Genomic DNA, 15,507 nt, shown 5'->3' with positions numbered 1-15,507 from the left:
GAACAACACTGAATCCCTATCGTAGATATTGCCTCTTAAACCGGATGAGATTTAAGCATATCCGCCTCATAGCGCTCCTGATCCCTGATCGCCTCGACAACCATGGCCTCGACCTCTCGCTCTGCTTCAAGAAGCTGGGCAAGTTGATTGGTCCCAACAGAATCAACCATGTCCCCATCCGATCTCTTTTCCAGCGCCTCTTGCATATCAGCCATTCGCTCTTTTAACAGGAGCATTGTAAATGCCTGTGGATTATTAGCCCCTTCAAGACTGAGACTGTCGCCAAGATAGGGCTGATCGACGGGATTTTCTTCACTGGCTGTCACTGGTGGCTCTGCCGGGGGTATCGGAGACTGTGCATGTTTGGTGCCTTCAAGACTATCGCCAGGATTTGGCTGATCAGTTGCATTTTTATCATTGGCCGTTACTGGTAGCTCTGCGCGCAGCATTGGAGCCTGTGAATTATCGGCATCCTCAATACTGGTACTATCATCAGGATATGACCGATTGACGGTATTTTTTTCACGGGCTGTCACGGGAGGCTCTGCAAGCAGCACCAGAGCCAGACCTTCAGCAGCATCAGTTAACTGTTGTTCAGATGGAGCGGCCTGATTGCGCACAGAGTCCAGCGCAGAGGTGTCACGGGCCGAAAAGAAACTGAACAGGTTATCAACGACCTCCGGGCTTACCAGCGATTTCAAGGCCTCAGGAGAGCCTTTACCTCCCCGGGGCTGACGACTTTCAATGTCACGATCCGATACCCGAAGAATCTCCCTGTCATAGTCAGCAGCAATAAGACTGGTCAGCCTGGAGCGAACCTCGTCACTGTCAAAACGCTTTTCTAATACTTTTAATTCATGTTTAAGTTCATCCAGCTGCTCTTCACCGGATTCCAGAGATTCCGGACTGATAGCCTTCACCAGGGGAACCGACAGGTCCCTGACCGCATTATCATCAGAACTCGAAAGCAGCGCCTCTTTTGCAGTCAGTCGCACCTCCGCGGCCATTTTCCTCCCTTTTAATGATTCTATTTCAGCATCCAGTGCTGGCTTCTGATGGTCAGGAGCCCTGTCCCGTTCTGACTGCTTGCTGTTGATCGAATGCTGCGTAGACTCAATCGTTTTTCTCATTGCACTAATGTCTGATGAAAGAGAGACTTGTGCCTGTCGATCCGCAGCCCGTATTTCAATGGTTGTCACACTGTTGAGTACCTTAAGGTCATTAATCGCACCTCTTAAGGACAACAGCAGGTTCTGGGTATCAGAAAGATCAAGCTCCCCCGGGGTCATGGCATTATTCTGGGCAATCGTGGCACGAAACGAATCCAGCCTTGACTGCAAGGTTCTTGCCAGATAGTCAACACCGTTGTTGCCACTATTTGCCGGCGCATTCAGCTGGACACCCGCCTGACTTCCGTCCGGACCGGAACCCCCAGATTGTGAGACAGAATTTGCTGGACTGTAGCCACTGCTTACCCCATTCCCGGGATTTGCCGAAACATTGCCCGGTGTGCCCGGAGCAGGCGTTATTCCTGTTTGTACACCACCCGGTTCTCCAACTGTGTTCGACATAATAACGCCCTCCCTGACTCTGACGCCTGAAAATCACCCTGCCCGGTATTCCTTACCGGGCAACAAACAATCCCTGAAACATCTTCACTGCAATTTGCCACGAACAAAACTGGTCAATTTTTTCGCCTGCTGAAGCTCATCTTTCCAACGGGCAGACTGGCTTGCTCTGGTCACCGCCTCAGATAAGGCTTTCTGAGCCAGAGACCAGCGTTTGATCTCAATAAAGCATTTAGCCATCATCAGTGAAGCCCTTGGGTCCTTCTGATCAAGCTTTTCCCCATAAGCCAGCGTTGCCGCAGCCTCGGCAAACAGGGAAAGCTCATACTGAGACAAGCCCAGGCCAAGAAAATAGGAATAGCTGGTATGATCAAGCAGACAAAGATGTCGGAAGACCTTTAAAGCATCGGTAAAATGGCCGGAATTGAATTGGGCAAAAGCCAACCTGTACATAGCATCAAGCTGACATTGATCCAAATTACGAAGTTCTTTCATGGAGCCACCTTTAGCCAGATAAGCGAGCCAAAGTGACGCTGAGGACGGCTGATCAGCCTTATTATCCATAACCCTCAAAAGCCTCATCCCTGATAAAATTGTGTAAGGTATTATTCCATTATAACCAGTTTATATTTATACCTATTTATCATTAATAGCAGCAAGGCTGAAAACCGACCTAATCACTATAGAAATCAAATGTTTATATAAAATTCTGTGCTATCTTTTTTTCACTCAGCACCTGAATTAAAAATCAGTCGTATGGAATTTGCGGATAATTACAGATGGACTGAGGCCTCAGAACATACAATAACTCATTGCTAAAGCCATCACCGGAATAAGCAATTCAGATAATGAAAGACTTGTATGCACTGGCATACCCTGATTACAAGGTATCTGGAATATTGATTCACTAATTTTTAAGCAAAAAAAGAGGGAATTCGCCCTCTTTTTTTTAAATTAAGCAGTTAACTGCTTAGAATGCAGCAACAGAGTAAGTCAGGTACAGACGGTTAACGTCTTCATCGTACAAATCGCCCGGAACATTTCCACCTGCATCAGTACCATTTGCTCTGTAATTTACGTACAGCCAAGCAAGAGACAAACCTTCCAAGGATCCATCAAATGCGTAAGAAGCGAAGCTACCATATTCCCGACGCTTAAAGTTGGCGATGTTATCAGCATCGTCCCCCTTGGCATACCATAAATCCCAACTCAGACCTTCCAATCCTTGATCTGCAAAGTTAAAACCACCAGATACAACGTAAGCCTTTTCCCCTTCTTTAGCATACTTCTCCCACTGGTCAAGACTAGAGTTGAAGGTATCATTGTTACCAGCTACATAATTAGGATTAAAGTTACCATCTTTGGTTTTGTTATAGCCTAAACCAACATACGCATTGCCATAATTGTAAGTTGCATTAAGGTTATAGTACTTCGATTGGTAGTCATCACCAGAGACATCACTTTTCACTTTACCGTAGCGTGCATCAAGATCAACAGAGCTCATCTCATCTAACTCAAAGCTATACTCCGCTTTCAGAAAGCTCTGCTTAATTAAATCTTTCGACTTGCCATACTCCGCAGTCAACCCTAAACCTTCGTACGAATAATTAGCCCCAAAAATACGGATGTTTTTGACAGGGACCTTGACGTCATCGGACTCACCATCTGTGCCTTTATCATCTACTACGTAAAGATCATTACTGAAGGATGAGTCATTACGATCACTGAAACCTGTAATTTCAGTAAAGTAAACATTTGCACCTTCAAAACCTACGGAAAGATCGTAACCAGTAGAACTAGCTGCAAGGATTCGAGAACCAGAATCTGAGTATGTTTCAGTACTACGCTTCTTGACACCTACAGTGCCGACCAATTCTACTCCACTAAAAGTATGCCTTGCTTTCAAATAAGCCTGTTGAAAGCCAGAGATAGAATGGGAATCAGTTAAGGTATCAGCAATGTCATCACCATTAGCATCAATGTATGAACCAGATACATTCGACGCAGAGTAATTCAGACCTTCTTTCACTTTCAAAGGCCCTGCATAACCAGCAGTAACAACCGCACCGACAAGATCATTAACATAACCACTGTCAAAGTCAGCTACCAAACCATGCGCCCATTCATTACGCTCATAGCCATTGTTATCTTTGGCTTTTTCTTTCCAGTAGTAGTTCTTATAAGTAAACGTCAGACTCGGATCCATAGTCACAGCTTCAGAAGCCTGAACAGAGGTAGCGGCGACAGCTGTAGCAACGGCTACACCCAGTGCGCTTTTAGCGAGGGTTTTCATAATCAGAATTGCTCCCTGAGTACTTTGTGTTGTGTTTATTATTGCGACTACCACCAACTGACATAAGCAGTTCCCCTTGGTGATATACATCCTGTTCGCAACGAGAAATTATTTTTCTACAACCCTGAACAAATTGCAACCATAAAAAAAGGAGCCGGTAAGCTCCTTTGGTTTTGCAGCTCTTATAAGCTTTTAGCTATAAACAGTCTACGATGCTGCAAACTCCTTCAGCTTCTTCAATGGCCTTACCTTCACCTGAATAGAAGCAGGCTTGGCTGGCACATCCATTAATTCGCCGGGTTTGAAAGGGTTTGGCACCCCTTTTTTGGCTTTTTGCGCCGGTTTTTTCTTGGTCACGATTTTTAACAGACCGGGCAAGGTAAACTCACCACACCCCCGTTTTTTAATATGGCGCTCAACCAGTTCGCTCAGTTCATCCATTACCGCACTGACCTGCTTTCTGCTAAGCCCGGTATTCTCGGCAATTTCTGCCAGCATCTGGGTTTTGCTGTATTTTTCCTTGATTGCGGGTGCTTTTTTCCCAGCCATAGTCGTACTCTCCTGATGAAAATTCCTTTTAAGCCTTCCCTTAGGCTTTCCCTTTTAAAGAGGGCATTGAGCGCTTGCCAATGTTTTACTGTTATCTGATTAAAGCAATCTGCTTTGACCAGCTAACGGCAACTATCAGCGACTGCATTATCTGCCACAGCACCAGGCGGATTTGGTACCTCCCTTTCTCAATAAGACATGACCAGAGTTGCCTTATCACTCCATGAGTACAACGTTATCTATTAACAACCTCTAGACATTTCTACAACTTTACGAACACCATGCTTAATAGAAGACGGCAGCAGTAGATATACAAGGTACTGAATACCACTATAATATCGGTATTTTTCCACGTCGAGCATTTTTTACCAAAAGATTCACACCCAAATAACAGAGTCAATCACCCCTTCCAACAACCCACCAGAAAGCTCACATCGCTGTTTACAGGCTCTTTCCCGCCTGCCTGCACCGTCCGTGAAGTGTCTCGACTGATGTTAAATGTCAGGCAGGCCTGTCAATATTTGAGAAATAAACATCATAAAGGTACATTAACACTGATATGGGAAACCATGTGTTCCATCATAATAAGTTGCACAACGTGTTTGTCGGGCTCAATGCTGTCTGGTCATGATTAAAAAATGCACGACAGCTTTACACCAGATTCTGTTTTCACGGATGGCTTGTGGTTCTGAAAAGCCTATGCGTAGAAGGGCTCGATGTTTTCAACTGATACTGATAACAAATTAAGGGAACATGCCTTGAAACATTTAAAAATAGCTCATCTTTTAACCGGCCTGTTGGCATTTTTTTTCGTCATTGCCATCATGACCAACCTCTACCAGCCATCAACAGCCGCTGCCAACCCGACCAACCCGGTGGTTGCACTATTACTGATGGCCGCTTCATTAAATTTAATGACAGGAGCCTACCTGAGCAGACGCAATGGCTTCCAACGGTGGCTGCAGATAGCCGGGTCCGTCTTGCTGTTTTCAGCGCTCTGCGCAGCGGTTGGTTTCGCCTATAACAACACCCTGATGATCTCTGGCGTGACTCTCGACCAGATGACGCTGTTTTCAGTCAGCACCGGCACCCTGTTTCATGTTATTGCCAACCTGCCCGGCAGTTCCGGCTCAGCGGAGGAACCGCTTGATGACTCCGGACGGGAAACCGGCTCGGTCAAATGGTTCAATATCACCAAAGGGTTTGGCTTTATTACCCGTGATATGGGGGAAGATGTCTTTGTCCATTACCGTGCCATACGTGGTGAAGGACACCGAACCCTGAGTGAAGGACAGCGGGTTGAGTTTATTGTGGTTGAAAGGGACAAAGGCCTTCAGGCGGAAGATGTGATTGCCGCACCGAAAGGAAGATAGGCATTCCGGTCTTCTGGCTGGCAAACGTTATTCCGGCCAGAAGAATCCAGAGCCGTCTAATCATCAATCAATAGTGGGGAGGAGGTAACTCTTCCTGGCTTTCCAGCTGTTCAGCCACCATCTCTTCAAATTGCTTTTTCAGTTGCGCCATGGCTTCTGTTAACCGGTCAATATCTTTCTGCTGCCGGGTAACCACTTCATTCAATTGAGCAATCGTATCCTCCTGAAAACTCAACTGGGTTTGCAGCTCAAGCAGTTCATCTTGCATCGTTTGTTACTCCCACAGGCAGCCAGCCAAACCACTTCCGGTCATTAAACAAGATCGATTACAGGCAACCGGAAGCAGATTAATCTGCGCAGTCTACTCCTTGAGCTTCTGCCTTCCAAATTTACCTTACCTGTTAAGCCCACTGGAAAGAAGGCATATCGGTAATGCCCGTTTTCAGCTTGTGCATCACCTCTGCGAGCTGTTCATCCGTATAAGGCCGGGCTGGATGCCTGCCCCACACCGGCGCTGGCCAGGCAGCATCCGCCGTGAAACGGACGACATGATGCACATGCAGCTGTCGAACCACGTTACCCAACGCGGCCACATTTATCTTGTCTGCACTGAACAGCACCTGCAGCATTTCCGCCAGATATGAGGATTCGAAAAGCAGCTGTTGCTGGGCCGCCTCATCCAACTGATAAATCTCTTCCACCCCCTGGATACGGGGAACCAGGATAAACCAGGGATACTGGCTATCGTTCATTAGCAAAAGGCGACAAACAGGAAAATCACCAATAACCACACTGTCTCTTGCCAGCTGGGGATCCAGTTCAAAGCTACTCACGGTACAGCCCATCCAGAGAAAATAGAATAGAGAAGGTATTTTTCAGAACAACCAATCAACAACAGGGGATTTTGCAACAGCGGTTGGTATAATAACCGATTGGCCTTAAAATGCCGCATTAATTGACGTCAAATTTTGACACGCTTTTTTTGAACAGCCTGGTAAATGAGCACATGAGAACCAGTCAGTATCTGATTCCAACCCTTAAGGAGACGCCTGCCGATGCCGTGGTCATCAGCCACCAGCTGATGTTGCGTGCCGGTATGATCCGCAAACTGGCATCCGGCCTCTATACCTGGTTGCCTCTGGGTCTCAGGGTCCTGCAAAAAGTAGAAAACATTGTTCGTGAAGAGATGAACCGCTCTGGCGCACTGGAGACCCTGATGCCCGCCGTTCAACCGGCGGAACTGTGGCAGGAAACCGGTCGCTGGGATCAATTTGGCGCTGAACTGCTGCGTTTTCAGGATCGCCACGGTCGTGATTTTGTGATTGGCCCAACCCATGAAGAAGTCATTACTGACATTGCCCGTAACGAGTTGAACAGCTACAAGCAGCTGCCAATCAACCTGTACCAGATCCAGACCAAATTCCGTGACGAGCGTCGCCCACGTTTCGGCCTGATGCGCGGCCGCGAATTCCTGATGAAAGATGCCTATTCATTCCATGCCACTGAAGCGTGTCTGCAGGCAGAGTATCAGAATATGCACACGACCTACTGCCGCATCTTTGACCGCCTGGGTCTTGAATACCGTGCAGTGCAGGCTGACAGCGGTGCCATTGGCGGCAGTGGTTCCCAGGAGTTCCATGTACTGGCCGAGTCCGGTGAAGATGCCATCGTATTCAGCGACCAGAGCGACTATGCAGCCAACATTGAGAAAGCAGAAGCTATTGCCCCTGCAGGTGAACGCCCTGCCCCCTCTGAAGCGATGACACTGGTGGACACTCCGGATGCCCGGGCCATCGATCAACTGGTAGAACAGTTCAACCTGCCTGTTGAAAAAACCATCAAGACCCTGATTGTTGCGGCTGCAGAAGACGCTGACAGCGAGTTCATTGCCCTGCTGATCCGTGGCGACCACGAGCTTAACGAAGTCAAGGCGGAAAACCTTGCGGATGTGGCTGCTCCCCTGCGCTTTGCCACCGAAGAAGAAGTTAAAAACATCATGGGTGCCGGCCCTGGCTCACTTGGCCCGGTTAACTGCCCAATCCCGGTGATTGTCGATCGAACCGTAGCGAAAATGGCCGACTTTGGTGCCGGTGCCAATATCGAAGGCAAACACTACTTCGGCACCAACTGGGAGCGTGACTGCACCTTCAGCCGCGTTGAAGACCTGCGCAATATTCAGGAAGGTGACCCAAGCCCCTGCGGTAAAGGACAGCTGTTTATCAAGCGTGGTATCGAAGTTGGCCATATTTTCCAGCTGGGTACCAAATACAGCGAATCCATGAACGCCACGGTTCTCAGTGAAAATGGCAAGAGCATTCCGCTGGCCATGGGCTGCTATGGCATCGGCGTTTCCAGAACCGCCGCCGCCGCCATTGAACAGAATTACGATGACCGTGGCATTATCTGGCCGGAAGCCATCGCGCCTTTCCAGATCGCCCTGGTACCTCTGAAGATTGAAAAATCCGAAGCAGTCCGTGAAGCGGCCGAAAAACTCTACCAGGAACTGACCACAGCAGGCTTTGAAGTGCTGATGGACGACAGAAAAGCCAGCCCCGGAGTGAAGTTTGCCGATATGGAGCTTATCGGTATTCCGCACCGCGTGGTTCTCAGTGACCGTGGCCTGGCGGATGGCATGGTGGAATACAAGCACCGGACTGCAAACGATAAAGAAGATATTCAGCTCAGTGAAATTATCGAACTGCTTAAAGAACGCACAAAACGCTAACGGTACTTTAACTGCTGACAGCCTTTTACCCGTGATAAGTAGTTGGCCAAATGGAATCGTATATTTCTGGCTAAGTGGGCAGTTACTATGCAAGGCACAACGCAGGGAGCATAGCCTTAGCTATGTGACCGGAGTTGTAACGCCGCACGACTGCATGGATGCAGGAGCTAGAGCAACGCAGGAGCAGTTGCCGGGAGTGACTGTCCACTTAGTCAGAAAATAGGATTTCATTTGGTTAACTACTTAAGTAGCTTGCTGAAAACTGCCACCCCCAAAGCCCGATTCCGGGCTTTGGGAATTGTGGCCGTTCTTGTCATGGCTCTTGTTATGCCAGCAGCCAGTCAGGCGGAATGGCACGACCCGATTTTACAGGAAGTGCTGTCACGCTCACTGGATCAACCCAGCAGCTTTGACGATCAGTTTGACGCCGAGGTCTGGCTGGTTGATATGTCTGCCCGTCTGGCCCGGTTTATTAAAGACCCGGACCTTCGGCTTGAGGTGCTCAGGATGATTCACTTCGAAGCATCCAAGGTAGATTTACAACCGGAGCTGGTGCTGGCACTGATTCAGACAGAATCTGCCTTTGACCAGTATGCAGTGTCTTCGGCTGGTGCCCTGGGTTTAATGCAGATTATGCCGTTCTGGAAAAATGTTATTGGCCGGGATAAGGACAACCTCATCACCATTCAGACCAACCTGCGCTATGGCTGCACCATTCTCAGTTATTACCTTAAGAAAGAAAATGGCAATCTGACCAGGGCTCTGGCCCGATATAATGGCAGCCTGGGCAAAACCTGGTATCCGGAGCGCGTACTGACCAACTGGGAACGTCACTGGGTTGTGAATTAACCCGTGGTAAACGAGTCAAACGCCTGCAGCGACTCTTCGGTAATGGAAATATTAACCACCCTGGCCAGAGGTGGTCCTTTATGAAGCCACTCTTCCAGCCTGGCAACGGCTTCTTCTGAGCCACACATCAACACTTCAACCCGTCCATCCGGCAGATTTCTTGCCCAGCCACCGATGCCCAGGCGACGGGCTCGCTCCTGGGTTGAGCCTCGAAACCAGACACCCTGAACCCTGCCTTCAACAAAGGCTCTTTTGCATACATCAGCCATTGGACGAGGTTTCCTGTAATTGGTGTTTACTTAACTTGTGAATCTGCTCTTCAAGGCTTTTCCTGGTCTGTGGTCCAAACAGTTTGCTCACCACTTTACCTTCTGGCGAAATAATATATGTGGCGGGCAACACTTGGGGAGGAGGCTCGTTCAACACCGTCAGTGGCGACTCCCGAAGCACCGGAAAGAGAATATCCAGGGCTTTTGCCTTCTTGATTAACGCCTCCCCCTGACTGTTGTCAAAATCAACGCCCAGCACCCTGACCTGACCATCATTGGCCAGCTCATTCAGCTCCGGAATCTCTTCCCGGCAAGGGTCACACCATTCTGCCCAGAAATTCAACGCGAGCCATTGACCATTTTCGCTGGCAATAGCAACAGGGTTGCCGTTTAAATCCGCAAAAGTCACTGGCTTGCTACAGGCCACAAGAGCACCCAACAGTACAACCACCAGAAAGTATTCCAATGTTCTTGTTATCCTCACGAATACCTCCGAAAAAACATTCATCGGGAAGGACGCACAATGTTATGCAACTCCCGTTTAACTCGCTCTACCTGCTGTTCATAACAAGAGCCAGAACCACGCCCATCCACCGGGCTCCACAAAGTTCCGGCTTACCAGACAGACGCAATTCAGTATTAGCCACAGACAGCACCTGATCAAGTTGACCAAAAGCTGCCAATACCCGCTATTTAGACAGTAACTGATCCAGCGAACAGTCCAGCGCTTCCAGTCTGGCACTGTTTACTGTCTGCAACCTCTGAATCAGATCAGATAACCAGTTCGGATCATGAGCGATAAGAATATTCCGGAGCTGCTCATCCTGAGGCATCGGCCAGGGTAACTGCTCACAGAAAGTAAACAGACTGATGTGTCTGAGATCCCTGGCAAGAAGCCATTCGCCGTTATCGCTCTTGCTGATCAACCCCATTGCCATCAGCCGGGCGGTATGCCCCTCCCAATCATCAAGAGAAACCGGAAGATCACGTTTGCGCAGGTCGCTGTAATGCAACCCCCGTCCCTGCTCAAACTTTTCCTGCAACTGCTTAAGGATTAATAAAATCGAGATTAACGGGTGTGGCCGCTCACCACCGGCCTGTTTGCCATAAAGATCCAGGGATCGAACCAGCACCGCACCAAACAGCACCATCAGCCAGCTTAGATACACCCAGAGCAGAAACAGAGGCACAGCGGCAAAAGCACCGTAAATCAGCTGATAGGTAGGCGACAGAGTAATAAATAAGGTAAAGCCTGCCTTGGCCAGTTCAACCAGAATGGCCACAAAAACCGCACCGACCAAAGCATGACGAACCGGCACTTTTCTGTTGGGCACCGCCGTATACAGCAGGGTAAGAACCAATGTACTGAGAACAACCGGCATAAGGCGCAAAAGCCACTGCTCTGCGCCCAGTATGGCCGTGGTATGAGAAACCAGTTTGAAGGATGCCAGATAAGAAGTCGTAAGAAACCCGGCACTCAATAGCACAGGCCCCAGGCTGAGGATGGCCCAGTACAGCAGAAAACCGGTCATGCCACGGCGCACATGCGCCACCTGCCAGATAGTATTCAATGCCTTATCAATGGTTCTCAGCATCAGAAAGGAAGTGACCAGCAGGAAAGCGATACCGATACTGGTTAATTTTCTTGCCTGTTGGGAAAAATCGTTCAGATAAGATTGAACCATCTCCCCCGTCGAAGGCACAAAACTGGTAAAGATAAAGTTCTGAATGGTGTCTCCAACATCCTGAAGACTGGGCACCGCTGACAGGATACTGTAGGTGACCGTCATCAGTGGCACCACGGCGAACAGCGTCGTATAGGTCAGTGCCGCGGCATTTTCAATGCAGCGGTTATCTAGAAAGCGTTTAATAACCGCCGTGAAAAAACTCTGGAAGGATGACCAGAATTGCAGTACCGGTGCCATGATGAACTCCCTGTCAAACGAGAGATAAGTGTACCGAATTCAGAGGCTGAAAGGGACAGGTTTACTTCCTGACTATACATCCGACATCTATTACAAATGATTTGCAGAGCATCCACAGAGATTGGTAGGCTTTGCGGAAAATATCTATAGTCCTCCAGGCAAGGTCATCATGAGCATTACTATCTTTCACAATCCACGCTGTTCCAAATCCCGTCAAACCCTGAGCATTCTGGAAGAGCAGGGAATCAGTCCTGAGGTGGTGCTGTACCTGGAAAGCCCGCCGGATGCGGATCAGCTGAGAGCCATTCTGGGCAAACTGGGCATCAATGCCCGGAACCTGCTTCGTAAAGGTGAACAGGAGTTCAAGGATAATAACCTCAAAGATCCATCCCTGACGGAAGAGCAACTGATCAACGTTATGTGCGAGTTTCCCAGATTGATTGAGCGCCCCATTGTGGTCAACGGCGAAAAAGCCAGAATTGGCCGCCCTCCTGAGTCCGTGCTTGAGATCCTCTGACAATGCAGCAAAAAGCCAACCAAATCTACCAAGTCTGCCTTGCCCTCTATGCTGGCCTGATTCTCTCTCTGCTGGCAGAAACCTGGTGGTTGAATCCGCCACAGGGTTCGATCCTTGGTATCTCGGCCCTGCAGATACTGCCACTGCTGTTGCCACTTCCCGGCCTTCTGAAGCGTGGCCTGAGAGCAGCCTCCTGGCTCTGTTTTATCCTTTGCTTTTATTTTATCAGCGGCGTTCTTGATGCCTGGTTCAGGCCGGAACAACCCCAGGGCTGGCTGATCACCGGATTCAGCGTACTGCTATTTATTACTTCCATGATGTTTGTGCGCTGGCAGGCTCAGGCGAACAGGTTAGTGGAGAGTTAGTACCGATACAGGCTCACTCCCTTTTCGGTCCGGGCCTGATGATAACTGCAACTCAATATGCCCGGACGCCGTGCCAGTTTCACTTTTCAGGTAGTCGTATCTGGCCTTTTGCAAACTCTCCAGTTGATCAGGCGTCTTTGGCCAGTTTTTCAACAACCAGCTTTCGGCTTGCTGAAACCTCTGCCCGGGTGATTGTTCACCCACTTCGGGAATTTTCTGGTGACGACGGGTAGCCAGATACATTTGCTCCACAAGCGATGCCCGCACCCCGGGTGGAATAGTGATCATCTCAGCAGGCTCCACTGAACTGGTCGCTGCGTACAGTTCCAGCAATGCCTTTTCCAGTTCATAACGTGAGAGCTCGGGCCAATCTCTGGATTCAGAAACACCCACATTAACCAACACATTCAACTTTGGTCTCTCGATAAGCGCTTTCTTAAGGTTTACCAGATTTTTTTGTGATCGCTGTGTTAATGTCGCTTTACCCGCTTCATGGTAAAGCACAGGTTCAAGTGCATGACCGCTGGTATGGGAAAGGTAGTCGAACGGAGCTTGGACAATGGCCATAACACGTTGCTCAACCGCCCGATAGATACGCTGTGGTAATCTCGATTTATCGGACTCAAGTGAAAACGGGATAGCCGCTCTACCTGACGAATCGGTTATCAGGGCTTTTAATAAATGGATGGATGAAACCGGCAGGCTGTTTGCGATCTTTTTTGCCTGCCAGTCAGAAATATCAAGCTGACCTGTATGATTTTGACTGTTATAACTCAAGTCAAATTGGCTACCCTGCATATCATAACCGGCAACAGCCGAATACTTTTTTAAAGGACCTGCAAGACGAGCATCGTTGAGCTGAAACGCAAAATCATTATCAGAGCCGGATAATCGACCACTCAACTGCAAATCCCCGATGTTGGCCAGTGCAGCACTGAACTGATAGGTTCGGGAATTTTTTTCTTTCCCCGACATACCATCGGCAACCAGCCTTCCATTTACGCTTTCAAATACCCAGGGTGAATGGCCATTTGCCAGTTCAAGACGACTGTCGTTAATATCAAACGAAGTAATACCAGCCGGTAAGGCTGGCATTAACTGAACCGGACATTCTCCTGCCAGTGTTTCTGGCACTCTCAGATCAAGACCTGAAATAGCCAGCTCTGCCGTAGATTGTGCAGGATCATTGCCATGGAATTGCAGGTTATTCAGATGCCACTGCTGCCATTGGGCAGATAGTCCCGACCACAAGAGCTGCCCACTGCGCCCTTCTGCATTGCCTTTCAGAATCAGGCCGCCCGGCTTATCCCAGGACAGTGATAATGTGGCACTCACTGTCCCGGAAAAACGGTCATTGGCAGACAGTTCATTATTCTGCGTCGCCAATACATTAAGAGGCACAGCTTTAACCAGCGCGGACAAAGGCAGTTCGACCAGCCTCACTTCACCATCCAGCAAGCCTTTACTGACCTGATAAACGCCTGAGAAACTCCAGCTCTCACCATCACGGTTATCTGAATGAATCCTGATTCTGCCACCCTCTTCTTTCGCCAGCGTCAGCTGGTCAACAAAGAGTGGCTGATCTATTCCGGTGATAGAAAGGCGGCCACGATTGATGGACAGCCTTTGAAAGAGCGTCGGCAGAGGCAAGGCAATCAACTCCGGATCAATAGCGATGCTGACATCATCCAGTTCAATCCCACTTAACGATTCAATATTCTCACCAAACCACGCCCCCCACCAATGGCGATAGTTCAACACGACACTGACCTTCTGAGCAGTGAACTGAATCCCTTGCTCTTCCACCCGAATATCACTGCCGGTCAATCGGCGCTGCCATGGATCAAAAGTAATGTCTTTACCAGGCAGGCGTTGCCCGGTCTGTTGGTGAAGGCTGTTCAAAACCCGATCAGAAACCCGGGCAAACCACCACCCAGAAATAGAAAGCCCCCCCAGAAAAAGCAGCCCCAAAAGCCCCACAAACTGAAAACCACCAACCTTTCTCAACCACATAGGCCAGCTCCAAACCTGATGACCACTCCTTAACCCTAAAAATTCCGCAAAAACCAAACCCCAAGGTTTTCACCACACTTGATGCGGAATTTTATGGTCACCACCTCATGACTTCCTTAACAAAGGGGATGGTGAGCTTGCGCTTGGCGCGCAGAGAGGCACTGTCCAGTTTATGCAACAAGGTAAACAGGTTGCCCATATCCCGGGAACCACGGTGAATAATAAAGCGGGCAACGTCATCACTCAGGTCAAAGCCACGGTAATGAGCCCGAAGCTTGAGCGCTGCGACTTTATCCCGATCATCCAGTGGATGCACCTGAAATACCATGCCCCAGCCAAGGCGGGAAACCAGGTCCTGAAGTTGAATTCCCAGAGCCCTGGGAGGATTGTCCGCCGCCACCAGAAACCGGGTTCTGGAGTCCCGGAGCCGGTTAAACAGATCAAACAGCGCTTCTTCCCACTCATCGATACCGGCAACCTCACCAATATCGTCAAGACACACCAGCTGCAGCCGCTCAATACCTTCCAGAAGCTTTGGCGAGTAGTGAACCAGCTCTTTCATGGGCAGATAAATGCTTCGCCCGCTGCGCCGGTCCACCTGATGACAGGCCGCCTGAAGCAGATGGCTGCAGCCGACCCCTTTGGGGCCGTAGAGGAAAATAAACTGCTCGGATTCGATGCCGGGAACCGATCTATCCATATCCAGAAGATTGACCAGCGTCTCATTTCGCCCACTGTAGAAGTTGGCGAACGTGGCATCGTCTCTTAACTGGACACTGAGCGGTAGCTGCACAGGCAAACTCATAATGGACATCAAATCCGTAAAGGTAGTGTGATACTGACAACAAAACTGCAACATTACAAAAGACAGTAACACAATAAAACCGTTCAATTATCAACCGGTATTGACTGATATCAATAGACCGGTCAATAAATCGTCTTCAGCCCTGCTTTGCAACCGCTACGACACTAAGTAGTTAACCAAATGAAATCGTATTTTCTGACTAAGTGGGCAGTCACTCTGCGGCGTTACAACTACGGTCACATAGCTACGGCTATGC

Annotated in this window: 17 protein-coding genes; 5 read left to right on the top strand and 12 right to left on the bottom strand. The window is 49.0% G+C overall.

The window, feature by feature from the left end; all coding sequences use genetic code 11:
• Positions 1-35: 35 nt before the first annotated feature.
• The 4 genes from ACO6UY_RS17295 to ACO6UY_RS17280 form a co-directional block, all read right to left on the bottom strand.
• On the bottom strand, positions 36-1,571 hold the full coding sequence (locus ACO6UY_RS17295) for a hypothetical protein (protein ID WP_422462425.1): 1,536 nt from the start codon (positions 1,569-1,571) through the stop codon (positions 36-38).
• A gap of 84 nt (positions 1,572-1,655) precedes the next feature.
• Positions 1,656-2,132 carry a tetratricopeptide repeat protein gene (locus ACO6UY_RS17290; protein WP_422462423.1) on the bottom strand — a complete coding sequence of 159 codons (477 nt, stop codon included), beginning with the start codon at positions 2,130-2,132 and terminating at the stop codon, positions 1,656-1,658.
• A gap of 406 nt (positions 2,133-2,538) precedes the next feature.
• A complete protein-coding gene (locus ACO6UY_RS17285) occupies positions 2,539-3,861 on the bottom strand; it encodes an OprD family outer membrane porin (protein WP_269674978.1) in 1,323 nt (440 codons plus the stop codon).
• Positions 3,862-4,068: 207 nt separating this feature from the next.
• Positions 4,069-4,410 (bottom strand): HU family DNA-binding protein, encoded by a 342-nt coding sequence (locus ACO6UY_RS17280; RefSeq protein ID WP_101746367.1) that lies wholly within the window; start codon positions 4,408-4,410, stop codon positions 4,069-4,071.
• A gap of 758 nt (positions 4,411-5,168) precedes the next feature.
• Here ACO6UY_RS17280 and ACO6UY_RS17275 point away from each other — a divergent pair.
• Complete coding sequence (locus ACO6UY_RS17275) at positions 5,169-5,783, top strand: cold-shock protein (protein WP_422462420.1); 615 nt, start codon at positions 5,169-5,171, stop codon at positions 5,781-5,783.
• Positions 5,784-5,850: 67 nt separating this feature from the next.
• Here the strand turns inward: ACO6UY_RS17275 and ACO6UY_RS17270 are convergent, their stop codons facing one another.
• Both ACO6UY_RS17270 and ACO6UY_RS17265 read right to left on the bottom strand, forming a co-directional pair.
• Entirely contained in the window at positions 5,851-6,051 is a 201-nt protein-coding gene (locus ACO6UY_RS17270) for a SlyX family protein (protein ID WP_209202664.1), read from the bottom strand.
• Positions 6,052-6,184: 133 nt separating this feature from the next.
• Positions 6,185-6,628, bottom strand: a complete 444-nt coding sequence (locus ACO6UY_RS17265) for an HIT domain-containing protein (protein WP_422490742.1) — start codon at positions 6,626-6,628, stop codon at positions 6,185-6,187.
• A 161-nt stretch (positions 6,629-6,789) separates the two neighbouring features.
• Here ACO6UY_RS17265 and ACO6UY_RS17260 point away from each other — a divergent pair, with 161 nt between their 5' ends.
• Both ACO6UY_RS17260 and ACO6UY_RS17255 read left to right on the top strand, forming a co-directional pair.
• Entirely contained in the window at positions 6,790-8,508 is a 1,719-nt protein-coding gene (locus ACO6UY_RS17260) for a proline--tRNA ligase (protein ID WP_422490740.1), read from the top strand.
• Positions 8,509-8,739: 231 nt separating this feature from the next.
• Positions 8,740-9,357 carry a lytic transglycosylase domain-containing protein gene (locus tag ACO6UY_RS17255; RefSeq protein ID WP_422451025.1) on the top strand — a complete coding sequence of 206 codons (618 nt, stop codon included), beginning with the start codon at positions 8,740-8,742 and terminating at the stop codon, positions 9,355-9,357.
• On the opposite strand, the gene ACO6UY_RS17250 is transcribed toward ACO6UY_RS17255, so the two are convergent.
• The 4 genes from ACO6UY_RS17250 to ACO6UY_RS17235 form a co-directional block, all read right to left on the bottom strand.
• Positions 9,354-9,626 carry an acylphosphatase gene (locus ACO6UY_RS17250; protein WP_422451024.1) on the bottom strand — a complete coding sequence of 91 codons (273 nt, stop codon included), beginning with the start codon at positions 9,624-9,626 and terminating at the stop codon, positions 9,354-9,356. The two genes, ACO6UY_RS17255 and ACO6UY_RS17250, sit on opposite strands and share 4 nt — an antisense overlap.
• Entirely contained in the window at positions 9,619-10,077 is a 459-nt protein-coding gene (locus ACO6UY_RS17245; RefSeq protein WP_422490739.1) for a TlpA family protein disulfide reductase, read from the bottom strand. The genes ACO6UY_RS17250 and ACO6UY_RS17245 overlap by 8 nt, the downstream gene beginning before the upstream one ends.
• 100 nt (positions 10,078-10,177) lie before the next feature.
• Positions 10,178-10,309, bottom strand: a complete 132-nt coding sequence (locus ACO6UY_RS17240; protein ID WP_422490737.1) for a hypothetical protein — start codon at positions 10,307-10,309, stop codon at positions 10,178-10,180.
• Positions 10,310-10,315: 6 nt separating this feature from the next.
• A complete protein-coding gene (locus ACO6UY_RS17235; RefSeq protein WP_422490735.1) occupies positions 10,316-11,551 on the bottom strand; it encodes a YihY family inner membrane protein in 1,236 nt (411 codons plus the stop codon).
• A gap of 169 nt (positions 11,552-11,720) precedes the next feature.
• Here ACO6UY_RS17235 and arsC point away from each other — a divergent pair, with 169 nt between their 5' ends.
• On the top strand, positions 11,721-12,068 hold the full coding sequence (arsC, locus tag ACO6UY_RS17230; protein WP_422451018.1) for an arsenate reductase (glutaredoxin): 348 nt from the start codon (positions 11,721-11,723) through the stop codon (positions 12,066-12,068).
• Between the two features lie 2 nt (positions 12,069-12,070).
• Positions 12,071-12,433, top strand: coding sequence for a DUF2069 domain-containing protein (locus ACO6UY_RS17225; RefSeq protein ID WP_422451016.1), 363 nt, complete (start codon positions 12,071-12,073; stop codon positions 12,431-12,433).
• On the opposite strand, the gene ACO6UY_RS17220 is transcribed toward ACO6UY_RS17225, so the two are convergent.
• The gene (locus tag ACO6UY_RS17220) at positions 12,419-14,440 is read right to left on the bottom strand and encodes a hypothetical protein (protein WP_422490734.1); all 2,022 of its coding nucleotides are present in this window, start codon (positions 14,438-14,440) and stop codon (positions 12,419-12,421) included. The two genes, ACO6UY_RS17225 and ACO6UY_RS17220, sit on opposite strands and share 15 nt — an antisense overlap.
• Positions 14,441-14,543: 103 nt before the next feature.
• The gene (gene hda, locus ACO6UY_RS17215) at positions 14,544-15,260 is read right to left on the bottom strand and encodes a DnaA regulatory inactivator Hda (protein WP_101746377.1); all 717 of its coding nucleotides are present in this window, start codon (positions 15,258-15,260) and stop codon (positions 14,544-14,546) included.
• Between the last annotated feature and the right edge of the window lie 247 nt (positions 15,261-15,507).

The sequence above is a fragment of the Endozoicomonas sp. ALE010 genome, assembly GCF_049310165.1.
In the GTDB taxonomy this organism is placed as follows: domain Bacteria; phylum Pseudomonadota; class Gammaproteobacteria; order Pseudomonadales; family Endozoicomonadaceae; genus Endozoicomonas.
Note: the sequence above shows the minus strand (reverse complement) of the source record. Positions and strands in the feature narration are given on the sequence as shown.